11 protein-coding genes, 1 tRNA gene and 1 pseudogene are annotated in these 16,247 nt (G+C 64.4%); 11 read left to right on the top strand and 2 right to left on the bottom strand.

Annotation, left to right across the window (positions count from 1 at the left end; all coding sequences use genetic code 11):
- Positions 1 to 41 precede the first annotated feature (41 nt).
- From BJY26_RS04615 to BJY26_RS04600, 4 genes are all read left to right on the top strand, one after another.
- Positions 42 to 1,247 (top strand): YbfB/YjiJ family MFS transporter, encoded by a 1,206-nt coding sequence (locus tag BJY26_RS04615; RefSeq protein ID WP_179426088.1) that lies wholly within the window; start codon positions 42 to 44, stop codon positions 1,245 to 1,247.
- Positions 1,248 to 1,385: 138 nt separating this feature from the next.
- Positions 1,386 to 2,309 (top strand): carbohydrate ABC transporter permease, encoded by a 924-nt coding sequence (locus BJY26_RS04610; protein WP_237249104.1) that lies wholly within the window; start codon positions 1,386 to 1,388, stop codon positions 2,307 to 2,309.
- 2 nt (positions 2,310 to 2,311) lie between these two features.
- Positions 2,312 to 3,154: a carbohydrate ABC transporter permease gene (locus tag BJY26_RS04605; RefSeq protein WP_237249105.1), complete on the top strand. Its 843-nt coding sequence runs from the start codon at positions 2,312 to 2,314 to the stop codon at positions 3,152 to 3,154.
- Between the two features lie 88 nt (positions 3,155 to 3,242).
- On the top strand, positions 3,243 to 4,577 hold the full coding sequence (locus tag BJY26_RS04600) for an ABC transporter substrate-binding protein (RefSeq protein ID WP_179426086.1): 1,335 nt from the start codon (positions 3,243 to 3,245) through the stop codon (positions 4,575 to 4,577).
- A gap of 441 nt (positions 4,578 to 5,018) precedes the next feature.
- Here the strand turns inward: BJY26_RS04600 and BJY26_RS04595 are convergent.
- Positions 5,019 to 5,951: pseudogene (locus tag BJY26_RS04595) on the bottom strand (integrase core domain-containing protein); the annotation flags it as partial.
- Between the two features lie 298 nt (positions 5,952 to 6,249).
- A tRNA-Leu gene (locus BJY26_RS04590) sits at positions 6,250 to 6,333 on the bottom strand.
- 240 nt (positions 6,334 to 6,573) lie between these two features.
- Between BJY26_RS04590 and BJY26_RS04585 the strand changes: the two genes are divergently transcribed.
- Genes BJY26_RS04585 through pknB form a run of 7 tightly spaced genes read left to right on the top strand, consistent with a single transcriptional unit; the run spans position 6,574 to position 16,166 of the window.
- Entirely contained in the window at positions 6,574 to 7,575 is a 1,002-nt protein-coding gene (locus BJY26_RS04585) for a DUF3662 and FHA domain-containing protein (protein ID WP_237249045.1), read from the top strand.
- A 10-nt stretch (positions 7,576 to 7,585) separates the two neighbouring features.
- Entirely contained in the window at positions 7,586 to 8,080 is a 495-nt protein-coding gene (locus tag BJY26_RS04580; protein ID WP_179426084.1) for an FHA domain-containing protein FhaB/FipA, read from the top strand.
- Positions 8,077 to 9,504, top strand: coding sequence for a PP2C family protein-serine/threonine phosphatase (locus BJY26_RS04575; RefSeq protein ID WP_179426075.1), 1,428 nt, complete (start codon positions 8,077 to 8,079; stop codon positions 9,502 to 9,504). Before BJY26_RS04580 ends, BJY26_RS04575 begins: the two co-directional genes overlap by 4 nt.
- Positions 9,501 to 10,931 carry an FtsW/RodA/SpoVE family cell cycle protein gene (locus tag BJY26_RS04570; protein WP_179426073.1) on the top strand — a complete coding sequence of 477 codons (1,431 nt, stop codon included), beginning with the start codon at positions 9,501 to 9,503 and terminating at the stop codon, positions 10,929 to 10,931. The genes BJY26_RS04575 and BJY26_RS04570 overlap by 4 nt, the downstream gene beginning before the upstream one ends.
- A complete protein-coding gene (locus BJY26_RS04565; protein WP_179426071.1) occupies positions 10,928 to 12,397 on the top strand; it encodes a peptidoglycan D,D-transpeptidase FtsI family protein in 1,470 nt (489 codons plus the stop codon). The genes BJY26_RS04570 and BJY26_RS04565 overlap by 4 nt, the downstream gene beginning before the upstream one ends.
- Positions 12,394 to 14,211: a protein kinase domain-containing protein gene (locus BJY26_RS04560; protein ID WP_179426069.1), complete on the top strand. Its 1,818-nt coding sequence runs from the start codon at positions 12,394 to 12,396 to the stop codon at positions 14,209 to 14,211. The genes BJY26_RS04565 and BJY26_RS04560 overlap by 4 nt, the downstream gene beginning before the upstream one ends.
- Positions 14,208 to 16,166: a Stk1 family PASTA domain-containing Ser/Thr kinase gene (gene pknB, locus BJY26_RS04555; protein ID WP_179426067.1), complete on the top strand. Its 1,959-nt coding sequence runs from the start codon at positions 14,208 to 14,210 to the stop codon at positions 16,164 to 16,166. The genes BJY26_RS04560 and pknB overlap by 4 nt, the downstream gene beginning before the upstream one ends.
- Positions 16,167 to 16,247: the final 81 nt, after the last annotated feature.

Here is a 16,247-nt window from a genome sequence, read left to right as displayed (position 1 = left end):
TCGATTGTGCCCGTCCTCGTGGTGCGACGATACTGGCACGTATGCCGAATGCCGCGGCGGAGCCGCCACACCACTCCGATCTCGGCACCGTTGCGGCGCTCGCCCTCGGGCCGGTCGTCGGGCTCGGATTCGCACGGTTCGCCTACGCATTGTTGCTGCCGCCGATGCAGGCCGACCTGGGTTGGTCGTTCATCACGGCCGGCGCGATGAACGCCGTGAACGCCGTCGGGTATCTGATCGGGGCAGTCCTGGCGACTCCCATCGCCCGAGCCACCGGTTCCCGACGGGCCTTCACCCTCGGCATCGTGGTGACGGCGGCGGCATTGCTGGCGTCTGCGGCGTCCGGCAATCTGGCGTTCCTCTTGGCATTGCGCTTGGTGGCGGGCATCGCCGGCGCCGTGAGCTTCGTCGTGGGCGGCGGATTGGCGGCAAGCGCCTCGAAGCGGCACCAGCCGAGTCGGTCCGCATTGCTGCTGGGCGTGTATTTTTGCGGCGGCGGAGCCGGAATCGTGCTGTCCGGGCTCATCGTCAACCCCGTCCTGGCGCATACGACGGTCGGCAGCGGGTGGCGCATCGGCTGGCTGGTTCTCGGCGGGTTGTCCGTGATTGCCGCGGCGATCTCGGTTGCTGCATCGCGGCGGTTATCCGAACCGGAGTTGGCCAGGTCGCGCGGTGATCGCTGGCCGGCGTCCCGTCTCGTGCCGCTGATGGGAGCGTATTTGCTGTTCGGCGTCGGCTACATCTCGTATATGACGTTCATCGTGGCGTATTTGAAACAGGGCGGCGCCGGCGGCGCGGAGGTGACGTGGTTCTGGGTGGTGCTCGGCGCGACGTCGATAGCGGCCACGTATCTCTGGGGGCCGGTGCTCGGCCGGCTGCGCGGCGGCCGAGGACCGGCATTGGTGCTCCTCGTCGTCGCGGTCGGCGCGGCCGTGCCGCTCATCTGGACGTCGATGTGGGCCGCATTTGCCTCGGCCCTGCTGTTCGGCGGGTCGTTCCTCTCCTTGGTCACCGCCATCACCACCGTTGCGCGCCAAAGCCTGCATCCTCGACATTGGACGGCGGCCATCGGCACCATGACAGTCACGTTCGCGCTGGGGCAGTGCATCGGTCCGATCTTGGGCGGCGGAGTATCGGACGGCCCGCACGGAGTCTTTGCCGGCTTGGCACTGTCGGTCGGAATCCTCGTGGCCGGGGCCCTTGTCGCGTTGTTCCAACGCGTCCGCACGCCGCCGCTCTCGGTGTAACGCGGAATGCCCCGGCACCGCAAAACGCGCCGCGGCGTCAGGAACGCGCCGTCATAACGGGGCGGGCTGTACGGCGACGCGCGTTTTACGTGTGGATACACTCGGTAAGCGGAAATCGAACGGCGTGGGGGAGGCCCAATGAGCGGACTGACCGACGCCCCGTCGCGCCGCGCTACGGCACCAGCCAATCGGCGGATGCGCCGTCGCCGCCAGTCGGCCACCGGATATTCGCTGCTCGCGCCCAGCCTCATCGGCGTTGGAATCTTTCTCATCGTCCCGGCGATCGTGAGCGTGTGGCTGAGCTTCCATTCTTGGGACCTCGTCAGCAAACCGACCTGGGCGGGCTTGGCCAACTTCGGCGCACTCTTCACCGACCCGGCCATCCTCAACTCGTTCGGCGTCACGCTCCTCTTCGTCATCATCGTCATCCCGTGCCAGACCGCGCTTGGACTGTGGCTGTCGGTGCTGCTGGCTAAACGGCTGCGCGGGTCGACATTTTTCCGGGCCGTATTCCTCATCCCGTGGATCTGCGCACCGCTGGCCCTTGGCGTGGTCTGGAAGTGGATCTTCGCGCCGACCGGTGGCGCGCTGAACACCATTCTCGGTACCCATGTGGCATGGCTGTCGTCGTACAGCTTCGCGTTGCCGTCGGTGGCGTTTGTGAGCATTTGGACGAACGTCGGATACGTGACGCTGTTCTTCTTGGCCGGCCTGTCGAACATTCCCGGCGAGTTTTACGAATCCGCCCGGCTGGACGGCGCGACAGGAACCCAGGTCTTTTGGTCCATCACAGTGCCGCTGCTGCGTCCGACCATGTTCTTCGTCCTTGTCACCGGCTTCATCGCCAGCTTCCAAGCGTTCGATCAGATTTATTCGATGACTGCCGGCGGCCCGGCCGGCCGCACGGACGTCGTCGCCACGCACATCTACCAAGACGTATTCCTGGCGCCTCAATTGGGCAGCGCCGCCGCGTTGTCGCTCGCGCTGATGGTGGTGCTGGTACTCGTCACACTCGCTCAGAACCTCTTCTTCCGCCGCCGCATGACCTACGGGATGCAGTGACCATGGCGTCGTCCTCGATGCGCGTGCGCCCGGTCGGTGCCGCCGGCGTCTACATGGTGTTGGGGGCCGGAGCACTGCTCACGCTTGCCCCGTTCGCACTCAGCCTGATGACGGCGCTGAAAACGCCCGAACAGGCCGCCACCGAAGGCCCCCTCACCCTGCCGCACCCTTTCACCTTCGACAACTTCGTGCAGCTGTTCACCGGCTCGCACAGTTTCCTGACGCCGCTGGTGGTCACGTTCGAAATGACCGCCTTTATCCTGGTCGGCCAAATGGTCTTCTCCGTGATGGCCGCGTATGCGTTCGGCAGGCTGACCTTTCCGGGTCGGGACGCCGTGTTCTGGATCTACCTGGGAACGATGCTGATCCCGCAGGTGGCGACCGTCGTCCCCCTGTACGTGATGATGTCGTCGGTCGGGCTGCGCAACACCTTTTGGGGCCTCGTGCTGCCGACCCTTTTCGGATCGCCGTACGCCATCTTCTTGCTGCGCGAGCACTTTCGCGGCATTCCGGACGATATCGAGGACGCCGCTCGGCTCGACGGTGCCGGCACGCTGCGGATTCTGTGGTCAATCATCGTGCCGATGTCCCGGCCTATCCTGACGACCCTTGTCGTCATCACGGTGGTCTCGCAGTGGAACAACTTCATGTGGCCGTTGTTCGTCACGTCCGGTCCGACCTGGGAGGTGCTGACAGTCGCCACCCAGAACCTGCAAACCCAGTACACCGACAATTGGACGCTCGTGATGGCAGCCACGACCTTGTCGATGGCCCCGCTGGTGGCGCTGTACCTGCTGACGCAGCGCAACATCGTGAACTCGATCTCGCTGACGGGATTCAAGTAAGCGGGCCCGGACCCCGGCCGTGCGCGCCGGGCCGTTCGGTATTCTCAAAGAGGTAGTCGGTCTTGCGGAAAAAGGGGGAGCGTCCGGTATGACGTCGCGTAGGCAGTTCATTCGGGTTTCGGCGGGTACGACCGGAGTCGCCGCACTCGCGGCACTGGCCGCGTGCTCGCCGTCCCAGTCCGGCTCTTCCGGCGGTTCGAGCGGAAAGAAGACAGTCACGTTCCGGCTGTGGGACGAGCAGGTGGCCAAGTCGTACAAGAAGTCGTTCGCCGAATTCAGCAAGAAGAACAAGGACATCGACGTACGCATCAACGTCATCCCGTGGGACACCTACTGGACGAAGCTTCCGACCGATCTGGCCGGCGGAAACGCCGACGACATTTTTTGGCTCAACAGCTCAAATTTCGGCAATTACGCGGACGCCGGCCGGCTAGTCGATATCTCGAAGGCGCTGCCGGGCAAGCACCAAGACTGGCAGCCGTCCGTGGTCAAGCAATTTACGCGGGACGGCGCGCTGTACGGAGTCCCGCAGCTGTCCGACTCGATCGCGCTGTTCTACAACAAGGCAATGGTGAAAAAGGCGGGCATCGACCCGAGCAACCTGCAGTGGGATCCGTCCGGCACGAACGACAATTTCATCAAAGCCGCCAAGAAGCTGACGATCGACAAGTCCGGCACGGCTGCCGACCAACCGGGATTCAAACCGAAAGAGATCAAGCAGTACGGCTTCAATGCGGCATTCGACCTCCAAGCCATCTTTTACAACTTCGTCGGATCCAACGGCGGGGCCTGGCAGGCAAAAGACGATACGTACGTCTACGCGGACGATCCGAAAACCGTGCAGGCCATACAATATGTGGTCGATCTGATCAACAAGTATCACGTCGCGCCGTCCGCGGCGGACACCAATGACGACGGCAACTATAGCTTGAATCAATTCAACCGAGGCCGGATGGCCTTGTTCGAATCGGGCACGTACAACTTGAAAAACATTGCGGACGCCGCGAAGTTCGACTGGGGAATCGCACACATCCCCGCGGGCCCGACGGGCAGGGTGTCGGTCGTCAACGGGATTATTGCGGCCGGCAATGCCAAGTCCACGAACGCAGACGCTACGAAAAAGGTGCTCGACTGGATCGGCAGCAAGGAGTCGGCCGACATCATCGCCGCCGATGGTTCGGCGTTCCCGGCCGTCACGTCGGCAGCGCCGTCGTACACCAAACACTGGAAAAAGGAAGGTGTCGACACGAAGCCGTTCATCGAGGCGGCCGGCGGCAAATCAATTGGCGCGCCGCACGGGCCCAAGGCCAATAACGCCGATATCAAGGCCAATCCGATCTTGAAGGAGATGTTCCTTGGCCGGCTGAGCGTCAAAGAGGGACTGACCAAGGCGCAGGCAGCCGCGAACAAGGCGATCAAGTAGCCGGGGACCGTCGATCGCCGCATCGAGTGGCGGCGAATGGTTACTCCCGCCCGGCCCGCCACCTTGTCTTGTCTCAGGACATCGGTGACAGTTTTGTATCAGGACATCGGTGACAGTTGATGTCTCAGGACATCGGTGACAGTCGGCGTGTCAGGGGTAGGGTCACGGTTTTTCGTTGTTCTTGTTGAGGAAGCCGCGGGGCTTGCCGTTGCCGACGTAATTCGTTCCTGGGTCGGGTCTGGGGTGGCTGATGATTTCGGTTCCGTGCCGGTCGAAGAACGTGATCGTGTTGAGGTCCCAGATCGCGTGGGCTTGTTGTCCGATGTATTGCTTGCCGAGCTGATAGCGGACGCCATCGATGTGGACTTGGCCTTTGCCGTAGACAGTGCGGGTGGCTTCACCGCTGCTGGTGTTTTCGCGTGGTCGTGGCCGTGGTGCGACGGCTTTGTCGGTCGCGTCCCAGGCTTGTTGCGGGGTGATCCGGCCCGGTAGGCCTTGATGGGAGCGTTCGGTGTTGTAGATGATGTCGAACTGATCGACGAGTTCTTGCAATTGTTCGATCGAGTCGGCCAGTGGCTGCTTGTCCAGCCATCGGAAAAGGGTCTGGTGGAAGCGTTCATTCTTCCCTTGCGTGGTCGGCTTGTACGGTTTGCCGGTAATCGCCTCGATACCTAGCCGGCTCACGTGCGTGATGAGTTGCCCGGTGATGCCCCGGCGGGCCGGGTTCAAGGCGAGCCCGTTATCGGTTAGGAGTCGTTGCGGGACCCCGTGCGCGGTGATGCCCTTTGTCACCACGGCGATAGCCGCGGCGGACGTTTCCCCGTCGGCGACATGTGTGGCGACTGCGAGTCGGGAGTGATCATCTTGCAGTTGGAAGATCACGCAGGTGCGTCCGCCGGTAAGGACGTACGCGGTCGCGTCGAGTTGCCAGCACGCGTTCGGTGCGGGGTAGACAAATCTGCGGTAGGCCGCGCGTGGCTTTTTCTTCGGTTCGGATCGTGCGATGTTCTTTTCCCGGAAGAGCCGGGCCAGGGACGCTACCGACGGGGGTTTCAGGCCCATCATTTTCATTTTCTCGAACACGCTGATCGGTCCGTGGTCCAGGCCCGAGCGTTCGAGCGCGCCACGCACGTCCACGGCTTGCTGTTTCGTCTGTTCGTCGAGTTGGGAAGGACTTGTCTTTGGCCGACGGGACTTCGGTTCCAGCACGGCCGCGGGGCCTTCCCGGCGTGCCCGAGCGCGTAGTTGGTAGAACGTTTTGCGTGAGATCTGGTGTTCAGTACAGAACGTCGTGACCGCACCGCGTGGGGCATCGCGAGGCCACTGAGAAATTGCAAGACGGACAGCAGGATCAACAGGCTCATTTTTCGTCACCCGTCAATCCGACCCGAGAAGTGTCACCACCAAACCCGCAGGGACTGTCACCGATGTCCTGATACACAACTGTCACCGGTGTCCTGCGACATAACACCCGGCCCGCCACCTCGAGTGGTGGCGAATGGCGGCAAAATCGTCGATTTTGCCGCCATTCGCCGCCACTCGGCGGAAGGGGACAGCCATTCACCGCCACTCGGCGGAAGGGGACAGCCATTCGCCGCCACTCGGCGCCCGGCAGAGACGCCTTTCCAACACAAAACGCCCCCGTCGAGAACGACCGGGAGCGTTTTACTTGTGCGCGAGGGGGGACTTGAACCCCCACGCCCTTTCGAGCACTGGCACCTGAAGCCAGCGCGTCTGCCAATTCCGCCACTCGCGCAAGCAGATAAAACGTTAGCATGGGGCAGGGTCCGAGCTCGAATCGGCGGGGTGGGCCATTGACGCGCGGCAAAAATGCCGGGCCGTGATGATGGTGCTAGCAGCCGATTATCAGCCACAACCAGTAGCATGGAGAGTTGAATATTGTTCGCCGCACGGACGGCGGGGAGAGAAGGAGCACCGGCGGACTCATCTGCACAAGCCCGCACGACATGAACGACGAACGACGAGGAGGCACGAAGTGGGAGTTTTAGACCGCTTCGAAAAAGGCATTGAGCGTGCCGTGAACGGTGCCTTCGCGAAAGCATTCCGGTCAGAGGTTCAACCCGTCGAATTGGCCGGCGCGCTGCGCCGCGAAGCCGACGGCCGCGCTGCAGTGGTTTCGCGCGGACGCACGCTGACGGCGAACTCGTTCACCATCGAACTCTCCGATAACGACTACGCGCGGATCGGCGAAATGTCCGGCACTCTTTCGCAAGAACTCCGGCAGGTCGTCGGCGAACACGCTGCATCACAGGGCTACAGCTTCGTCGGCCCGGTCACCGTCGAGTTCGAAGCGGTCGGCGACTTGGACACCGGCATGTACCGGGTCCGCTCGACAACCCAGCGTCCCGACGGCAGTTCGGCCGCGCAACCGGCCGACCGCGGCGGATACGATCCCGGCGCCCGCTCCTCGCGCCCGGCCACCGGCACCATGACCAGCGCCAGGCCGGCGGTCCCAACGGGCCGCCCGGTCACCCCCACGTCACCCCCCTACGGCTCGCCCCAGCCGTCCGCGGCCTCTCCGACTCCGGACGCCGGCCGCGGCCAAGCGTCGTCCGGCAGCGACACCGTGGGCCCGGGGTCCCTCGCCTCCGGCACCTCCGCCGGCGCCGCCGCGGGTTCGAGTTCAGCCGGTTCGAGTTCGGTCGGCTCCAGCGGACGCAACGCCCCGGCGCCCGGTAGCGCAGTGCGCGGCATGGTCGAGATCGACGGCATCCAGCATCTGTTGACGAATGAGGTAACGGTTTTCGGCCGCTCCTCGACCGAGGCCGACATCACGCTGGACGATCCGGGCATCTCCCGCAAGCACTTTCAAATTGTCGTCGACGGCACCCGCGCGACCGCGGAAGATCTCGGAAGCACGAACGGGACGACAATCCATGGCCAGCGCATCAACAAGGTGGCACTGACGGAAGGCGCCGTTCTCACGGCCGGCCGCATCGACGTGGTCTTCCATTTCGCCACGAATGCGGCCCGGTGACTTTTCCCTGATGAGCGAACTGACTGCCACCGCGCTGCGTCTCGGCCTGCTGGTCTTGATGTGGGTCTTCGTCCTCAGCGTCGCATCGACGCTCCGCCGCGATATCTTCGGCACAACGTCCAGGGGGCGTAAAAAACGCTCCCGTGAACGCAGCGCATCCGCGCCCGCCCCACAACGGCCCGGCCACGGCTCCACCCCTCCGCCGCCGTCCGGACCGCCGCGCACCCTCGTCGTCACCGAAGGGTCACTGGCCGGTGCCGTCGTCGCACTTGGCACCGTGCCCATCATGATCGGCCGTTCGCCCGAAAGCACCTTGGTGCTGGGAGATGATTTCGTGTCCAGCCGCCACGCGCGCATCTTCCCCGGCCAGAACGGCTGGATGCTTGAAGACCTCGGCTCCACGAACGGCACCAAACTGAACGGCAACGACGTCACCGGGCAAGTGCAGCTCGGCGTCGGTCAGCCCATCGCCATCGGCCGCACCGTCCTGGAGCTGCGCTCTTGAGTGAGACCGCCGCGCCCCGCTACCGGTATATTTCCCGGTCGGATGTGGGTCTGACACGTTCCAATAACCAGGACTCCGGGTATGCCGGGCCGAACCTCCTGGTCGTGGCCGACGGTATGGGCGGTCATGCCGGCGGCGACGTCGCATCGTCGATCGCGATTGGCGAAATCAGCCATCTCGACCACGAATCGCATGGCGCCGACGCCCTTGAAGCGCTGCGTCTGGCCATCATGCACGCCAATGAGCAGGTCAGCGCCCGAGTTGCCGTCGAACCCAAACTCGCCGGCATGGGCACGACCCTCACGGCGCTGCTCCGCCACGGCGACCGGTTCGCATTGGCCCATATCGGCGATTCTCGCGGCTATTTGCTGCGCGACGGCAAACTCATCCAAGTCACGCACGACCACACGTTCGTCCAGCTACTGGTCGACGAGGGCCGGATCAGTGCCGAGGAGGCCGAGCGGCATCCGCAGCGGTCGGTCGTCATGCGCGTGCTCGGGGACGTCGGCACTCAGCCCGAAATGGATCTGTCGGTGCGCGCGGCAGTGCCGGGAGACCGGTGGCTGCTCTGCTCGGACGGGCTGTCCGGGTTCACCACCGACGCCAAGATCGAAAGTACTCTGCGAGACGTCGCGGATCTCGACGCGTGCGCCGACAAGCTCATCCGGTTGGCCTTCGACGGCGGCGGCGCCGACAACATCACAGTTGTGATTGCCGACGTGGTCGCCGGCGACGAGCCGATCACCGACGATGACCGGACGGATCCCGATATCGTCGGCTCGGCCGCGCTCAATCCGCACACGCCGTCCACGCACACGCCGGATACGGCGCAAATCAAGACGTCCGAGTCGATGGGCGCGGCACCCGGCGAACCATACGGCCTGACCGCGAACGGCCACTCGGCATCCGGCCCGAGCGACGAAGGCGGCGAACTGCCGGACTTTTCCGACGAGGAGGACGAACGCGCTCACCGCCGCGGACGCGTACGTCGAGCTCTCGTCGGACTGCTCGTGATCATCGTGCTGATCGGCGCCGGCTGGGCCGGCTACGCGTACACCCAAAAGCAATATTACGTGGGCTCGTATCAGGGCCAGATCGCCATTTACAAGGGAATCTCACAAAACCTCGGACCCATTCAGCTCGGCCACTTGTACAAGAAGCAGAACATCGGCCTGGCCGAATTGCCCGATTTCGCACAACAACGCGTCAGCGAGACGATCCCGGCCGGCAATTTGAGGGCCGCCCGCAAGATCGTGTCGAACCTGCGCGGCGAGATCAACCCCAACCCCGTCAAAATTCCTCAGCCAAAGAACCCGAAGACACGCCCGGGCGTGACCGAACCGACGACGGAGCCGTCGTCGACACCGTCCGCAGGCCCGTCGACGTCCGCGAAACCGACCGGGACAGGGGGTGACACGCCGTGAGCTCCACCGCAGGATTGCCCAAACTCAAGACCCGCCGCGGGATCGAGGCGTGGCTGCTGATCCTGGCCCTCATCGTGTCGATTGCCGCGTATTGCCTTGTCGGCCTCGGCGTCAAAGGCGAACTGCCGCCCAATGTGTACGTGTACTCCGGCTGGCTGTTCGTCCTTGCCGCGTTCGGGCACATCGTCGTCCGGATCCGGGCCAAATACGCCGATCCGGTCATCCTCCCGATCGCCGTGTTTCTCAACGGCATCGGCCTGGCCATGATCTACCGGCTCGACTTGGCCGAGCACCGCACCGGGATGGCCTCGGTCGCCACCAAACAGTTGATTTGGACATCGTTGGGCCTCGTCGTCCTGGCAGTCATAGTCATCCTGCTCAAGGACCACCGTCTGCTGCGTCGCTACACGTATGTGAGCGGACTCGCCGGCATCCTCATGCTGCTGCTGCCGTTGGCCCCGGGAATCGGCACCACGATCAACGGCGCTCGCATTTGGATCCACGTCGGTCCGATGTCGTTCCAGCCCGGCGAGATCGCCAAGCTGCTGCTTGCGTTCTTCTTCGCCGGGTACCTGGTGTCGAATCGCGACGCCCTGAGCCTGGCCGGCCCCAAGGTACTGGGCCTGCAACTGCCGCGGATCCGCGATATGGCACCGCTCGTCATCGCCTGGCTGGCCAGCCTCGGCGTGCTCGTGTTCCAGCGCGACCTCGGCACGTCACTGTTGTTCTTCGGCCTGTTCGTCGCCATGCTGTACGTCGCCACCGAGCGGATCAGTTGGATAATCATCGGCTTGATCCTGTTCGCCGGCGGCGCCGTCCTGGCCGGCATGTTCATCTCACACGTGGGCCAACGATTGAACATCTGGATCCACGCGCTCGACCCGTCCGTCTACAACCAGGAATACGGCGGCAGTTATCAGCTCGTCCAAGGGCTGTTCGGGCTTGCCAACGGCGGACTGACCGGGACGGGCCTCGGGCTCGGACGGCCCGATATAGTCCCGCATGCCGATTCCGACTTCATCATCACGTCCCTCGGCGAAGAGCTCGGCCTTGTCGGCTTGTTCGCGATCCTGCTGGTGTACGTGATCTTCGTCGAGCGCGGCATCAGGGTCGCCATTGCCGTCCGGGACGGCTTCGGCAAACTTCTCTCGGCGGGCCTGTGCTTCACTATCGGGCTGCAGTGCTTCATTGTGGTCGGCGGCGTCACCCGCGTCATCCCGCTGACCGGGCTGACGACGCCGTTCCTTGCGGCGGGCGGCTCGTCGCTGCTCGCCAACTGGATCATCGTGGCGTTGCTCTTACGCATTTCCGACAACGCGCGCCGTCCGCTCGACGAGTTCGCCACCGGCGTGTTGTCGGTGCTGCCGGACGACGAACGGTCGCGTAAACGAGACGGATCCGGACCCACGGAGGCGGTGGCCCAATGAACAAGCAGTTACGGCATATCGCAGTCGTCACGTTCGTGCTGTTCGCGGTACTACTGGCATCGACGACCTACACGCAGTATTTCGACGCCCCGAAACTCCAGGCCAGCAAGTTCAACTCGCGGACCCTGTACAAGGAACTCGGCCGCGACCGCGGACCGATCCTTGTCGACGGCACGCCGATCGCGCAGTCGGTCCCGAGCCACGACAACTACAAATATCTCCGCAAGTACGGCGGCAACGGCATCGACCCGGAAATGTATTCGGCCATCACGGGCGTCTATTCGGTGATCGGAAAGCCGACCGGTCTGGAGCTTGCCGAGAATGCGCGGCTGTCGGGTACTGCCGATTCGCTGTTCTTCCACAAACTGTCGTCACTCGTCACGGGTACGCAGCCGGCCGGGGCCGCCGTGTCGCTCACCATCAATCCGAAGGCCCAAAAGGCGGCCTGGGACGCGTTGGGCAATCAAAAGGGCGCGGCAGTGGCCATGGACCCCAAGACGGGGGCGATCTTGGCGATGGTCTCGAAACCGGGCTGGGACCCGAACAAGGTGGCCACGCACGACACCAAGGCGGCCACCAACGCCTACGACGCGTTGATAGCCGACGAGAACAAGCCGATGTACAACCGCGCCATCGCCGGCAACCTGTATCCGCCGGGTTCGACGTTCAAGATGATTGTGGCGTCGGCCGCGCTCGAATCGGGCAACTACACTCCGGATTCCACGCTTCCGGGGCCGGCATCCATCACGCTGCCGCACACGTCCACTCAATTGCGCAATGACAACCGGCAGGCGTGCGGCGCCGGCGACAAGGTGTCCCTCACGCATGCGCTCGCCATCTCGTGCAATACGGCTTTCGCTTCGCTGGGCATGGATCTGGGCGCGGACGCCGTCCGGAAGCAGGCGCAGAAGTTCGGCTTTGAGGACAATATCGACGTGCCGATGCCCGTCACCCCCAGCACATTCCCGGACGACCTCAATGAGGCTCAGCTCGCCCAGTCGTCAATCGGCCAGTTCGATGTGAAGGCGACGCCGATGGAAATGTGCATGGTCGCGGCGGCGATCGCCAATAATGGAACCGAGATGGTCCCCAATCTGGTGAAAACTGTGCGCTCGTCGAATTCGCTCGACGTGCTGCAGCGGCCGTCCCCGCAGGTTTACGGCAATCCGATCTCCGAGAACACCGCTTCGGAGATGACCGACATGATGGAGGCAGTGGTGCAAAACGGCACCGCCACCGTGGCGCAGATCCCAGGCGTGAAGGTGGCGGCAAAGACCGGGACGGCGCAAAACGTCGCCGGCGCGGCCCCGCACGCATGGTTCACTTCGTTTGCACCGGCGGACGACCCGAAGGTAGCTGTCGCGGTCGTCGTCGAACACGGCGGTAGCGCCGGGAGCGAGTCGACCGGCGCCCGCACGGCAGGGCCCGTCGCGACAGCCATCACCAAGGCGGTGTTGAATTCATGAGGCCGTCAAGCGGTGTCGTGCTGAGCGGGCGCTACAAGCTGACCGACCGGATTGCGATCGGCGGCATGGGCGAGGTCTGGAAGGCCGACGACATGTCGCTCGACCGGGTTGTGGCCGTCAAGATCCTCAAAGAGGAGTACGCGGCCGATCCGACGTTCTTGGAGCGTTTCCGCGCCGAAGCGCGCAATATGGGGTCGCTGTCGAACCCCGGCATTGCCAATGTGTTCGACTTCGGCGAAGACAACGAGTCGCCGTACCTGGTCATGGAGTATGTGCCGGGCAAGCCGCTGTCGGACATTCTCGAGCGCGAAAAAGTGCTCAGCACCGATCGGACGCTTTCGTACCTCTCGCAGGCAGCACTGGCGTTGCATGCCGCGCATTCCGCGGGCGTGGTGCATCGCGACGTCAAGCCGGGCAATATCCTGGTGACCCCGGACGAACGGGTCAAACTCACCGACTTCGGCATTGCCCGGGTGACCAACCAGGTGCCGCTGACGAAGACCGGGCAGGTCATGGGCACGGCGCAGTATCTGGCCCCCGAGCAGGCAACCGGGAAGACGGCTGCTCCGTCCAGCGACGTGTACGCGCTGGGGATCATCGGTTACGAAGCCTTGGCCGGCGAGCGCCCGTTCAGCGGCGACACACAAGTCGCCATCGCCATGAAACAGGTCAACGAACCGGCACCGGAACTGCCTGCCAATGTGCCGGAACCGGTGCGTGCCCTCATTGCCACGCTGCTGCGCAAGAACCCGGCCGAACGTCCCAAGGACGCCTATCATCTTTCTCTGGCGGCCGACGCTCTTCGCCGCCATGATGTCGCGGCCGCAGAATACGCCGTCCCCGAGATGGCCCAGGCCGGCTCGGACGCCCCGACCGTCGCGAGCCCCATCACGAGCGGCTCGGCTCCGACATCAATAGCAACCACCGTGAGCCCTCAGCCGCGCCCGACCAGCGATACGGCGCAAATGCCCGTCGTCGGCGAGCGCCGCCGTTCCCGAGCAGCCGACGGCGCCGGCGCGGGGGCCGCTGCTGTGGCGGGCGCCGACGGCACGACGCGGGACGATGCGGAGAAGTCCGGCCGCGGCGGCAGGATTGCCGGGATCATCATCGGCATCGTCATTGCGCTGGCTATCATCGTGTTCGTCCTGATGGCCACGGTGTTCAAGGATCCGGCCGGAAGTGCGGCGCCGACCGACACGCCGTCGTCCTCGGCCCCGTCCTCGACCGGGCCGACGAACTCGCCGAGCAGCTCGCCGCAGACCGTGACGATCGACCCGGACGACTACATCGGCCAAAGCTCGTCCGATGCCCGAACGTCGTTGCAATCGCTCGGTTTGGGAGCCCATTTCATCGAGGTCACGTCGTCGAGCGAATCCGGCACCGTCGTACGGGTCAGCCCGGGTAGCAACGGCTACACGTTCGACGAAGGCGCCACCGTCACGATGGCGGTGTCGAAGGGCCCCGCCAAGACCAGTCGGCCAAGCGACGAGGACTCGTCCGGCTCGAGCACGACCGCGCCGAGTGCGCCAAGCACATCCGGCGATGAGGGCTCCTCCGATACCAGCAGTCCCGATTCGGACACGTCCGATTCGGGCAAGTCGGATACCGGGAACTCCGACACGGGCAAGTCCGATTCGGGCGATTCGGGCAAGTCCGACACCGGGAACTCCGACACGGGCAAGTCCGGCGGGACGGACGCCGATCAAGACGACTCCGACCAGGACGCCTCGCCGGAACCCAACCAGAACACCAACTCCGATGATTCCGGCGCCGCTGACGTTCCGACCAGCGGGCAAAGTGGTGAGGCCCCATGAGTGACCGCCGCATTCTGGCCGGACGCTACGAGGTTCGCGCCCTCCTCGGCCGCGGGGGAATGGCCGAGGTCCATGAAGGGCTCGACACCCGCCTTGGCCGGTCGATCGCCATCAAACTCTTGCGCAGCGATTTGGCCCGCGACCCGTCGTTCCAGGCCAGGCTGCGCCGCGAGGCCCAGTCCGCCGCCGCATTGAACCACCCCTCGATCGTCGCGGTCTACGATTCCGGCGAAGAAGTATTACACGAGTCGGGCGGCGGCGAAGTGCACGTACCGTTCATCGTCATGGAGTACGTACGCGGGCACACGCTGCGCGATCTGCTCAAGAGCGAGGGACAGCTGCCGGTCGATCAGGCCGTGCACGCCGCAGCCGGCGTGCTCTCGGCCCTGCAATACAGCCACCGGGCCGGCATCGTGCACCGCGACATCAAACCCGGCAACGTGATGATCACGCCGTCCGACGATGTCAAGGTGATGGACTTCGGCATTGCTCGCGCACTGGCCGACACGTCGGCCACCATGACTCAAACGTCCGCAGTCGTCGGAACCGCGCAATATTTGTCGCCGGAGCAGGCTCGCGGCGAGGTCGTCGATGCGCGCAGCGACCTGTATTCGGCAGCGTGCCTGCTCTTCGAGTTGTTGACCGGCCGCCCGCCGTTCGTCGGTGATTCTCCGGTGGCCGTGGCCTACCAGCATGTGCGTGAAGAGCCGGACGCGCCGAGCGTGCACAACGACGACGTGCCGCCCGCGATCGACCGGGTGCTCATGCATGCGCTGGCCAAGGAACGCGGCGACAGATATCAGGACGCCGGCACCTTCCGCGCCGATCTGCTGGCCGCGCAGGGCGGGCGTCCCTTGAGTATTGACGGGCCCGACGACGACTCCACAACCGTCATGGGCGCAGCCGCGCCCGCACCCACCGAGGCCATGACGCAGGCCATGGGCGCGCAAACGGCCGCCACGACGGTTCAGCAGACGCACACGCCGTCGCATCGTGCCGACGTCGCGGAGGCGACGGGCGTGGCTGCGTTCGCCGGAGACTCGCCGTCCACCGCCGAAACGCCGGTCTCCGACGGTGACGACGAGGAACCGCCGAAAAAGCACAAGAGCGCCAAGGGGTGGATCTGGTTCCTGTCGATCCTGCTGGTGCTGGTGCTCGGCGGACTCGGCTACTACGTCTACACGTTGCAGAAGCCCGAGCAGCCGCCCGGGTTCAAGCTCGACAACGTGACGAACATCGACGCCGATCAAGCCAAGTCGATTCTCACTGGGCGTCACTTGAAGGTCAAGGAGACCAAAAAGAAGGACAAGAGCGTCCCCAAGGGCACCGTCATTGCCACGAAACCGAAGCCGAAGACGATTGTCCACCGCGGCGACGTGATCACCCTTGTCGTCTCGTCCGGACCGAAGAGCGTCACGGTGCCCGATGTCGACGGCCAAACCGAGACGTATGCGCGCCAGCTGCTGGAACAGAGCAATTTGGTCGCCGGTTCGGATTCCGAGGATTACAGCCCGAGCCTGGAGAAGGGCAAGGTGCTCCGGTCGAATCCTCGTGCCGGGAAGAAGGTCGATGGCGGTTCGACAGTCGATCTGGTGCTCTCGAACGGTCAAGTTCGGGTGCCGGGAGTCGTCGGAGAAAAGAAGAAGCACGCATGCCACATCCTTGAGAGCAGCGATTACCAGCTTTCCTGCGACGTCACCACCCGCGTCAGCGATCCGGACAAGTACCCGGCCGGCACGGTCGTCAAGCAAAGCACGTCGCAAGGTGAAGCGGTCCCGCAGCATTCGACGATCACCATCACTGTCGCAGTACCGCCTGAGAAACCGACGAACAGTCCGACCAATTCACCGACGGAATCGCCCACCGAGAGCCCGACGACGTCGCCCACCGAGAGCCCAACCGACCCAGCCACCACGTCGCCACCGGACGATGGCGGCAAGGGCGACGGAGAGTAACTGCAAAACGCGGCGCGCCGTCGGGAACGCGCCGTTCTGACGGCGCGTTCCCGACGCGCCGCCGCGTTTTGCGATTCGGGT

This window comes from Spelaeicoccus albus, assembly GCF_013409065.1.
In the GTDB taxonomy this organism is placed as follows: domain Bacteria; phylum Actinomycetota; class Actinomycetes; order Actinomycetales; family Brevibacteriaceae; genus Spelaeicoccus; species Spelaeicoccus albus.
Note: the sequence above shows the minus strand (reverse complement) of the source record. Positions and strands in the feature narration are given on the sequence as shown.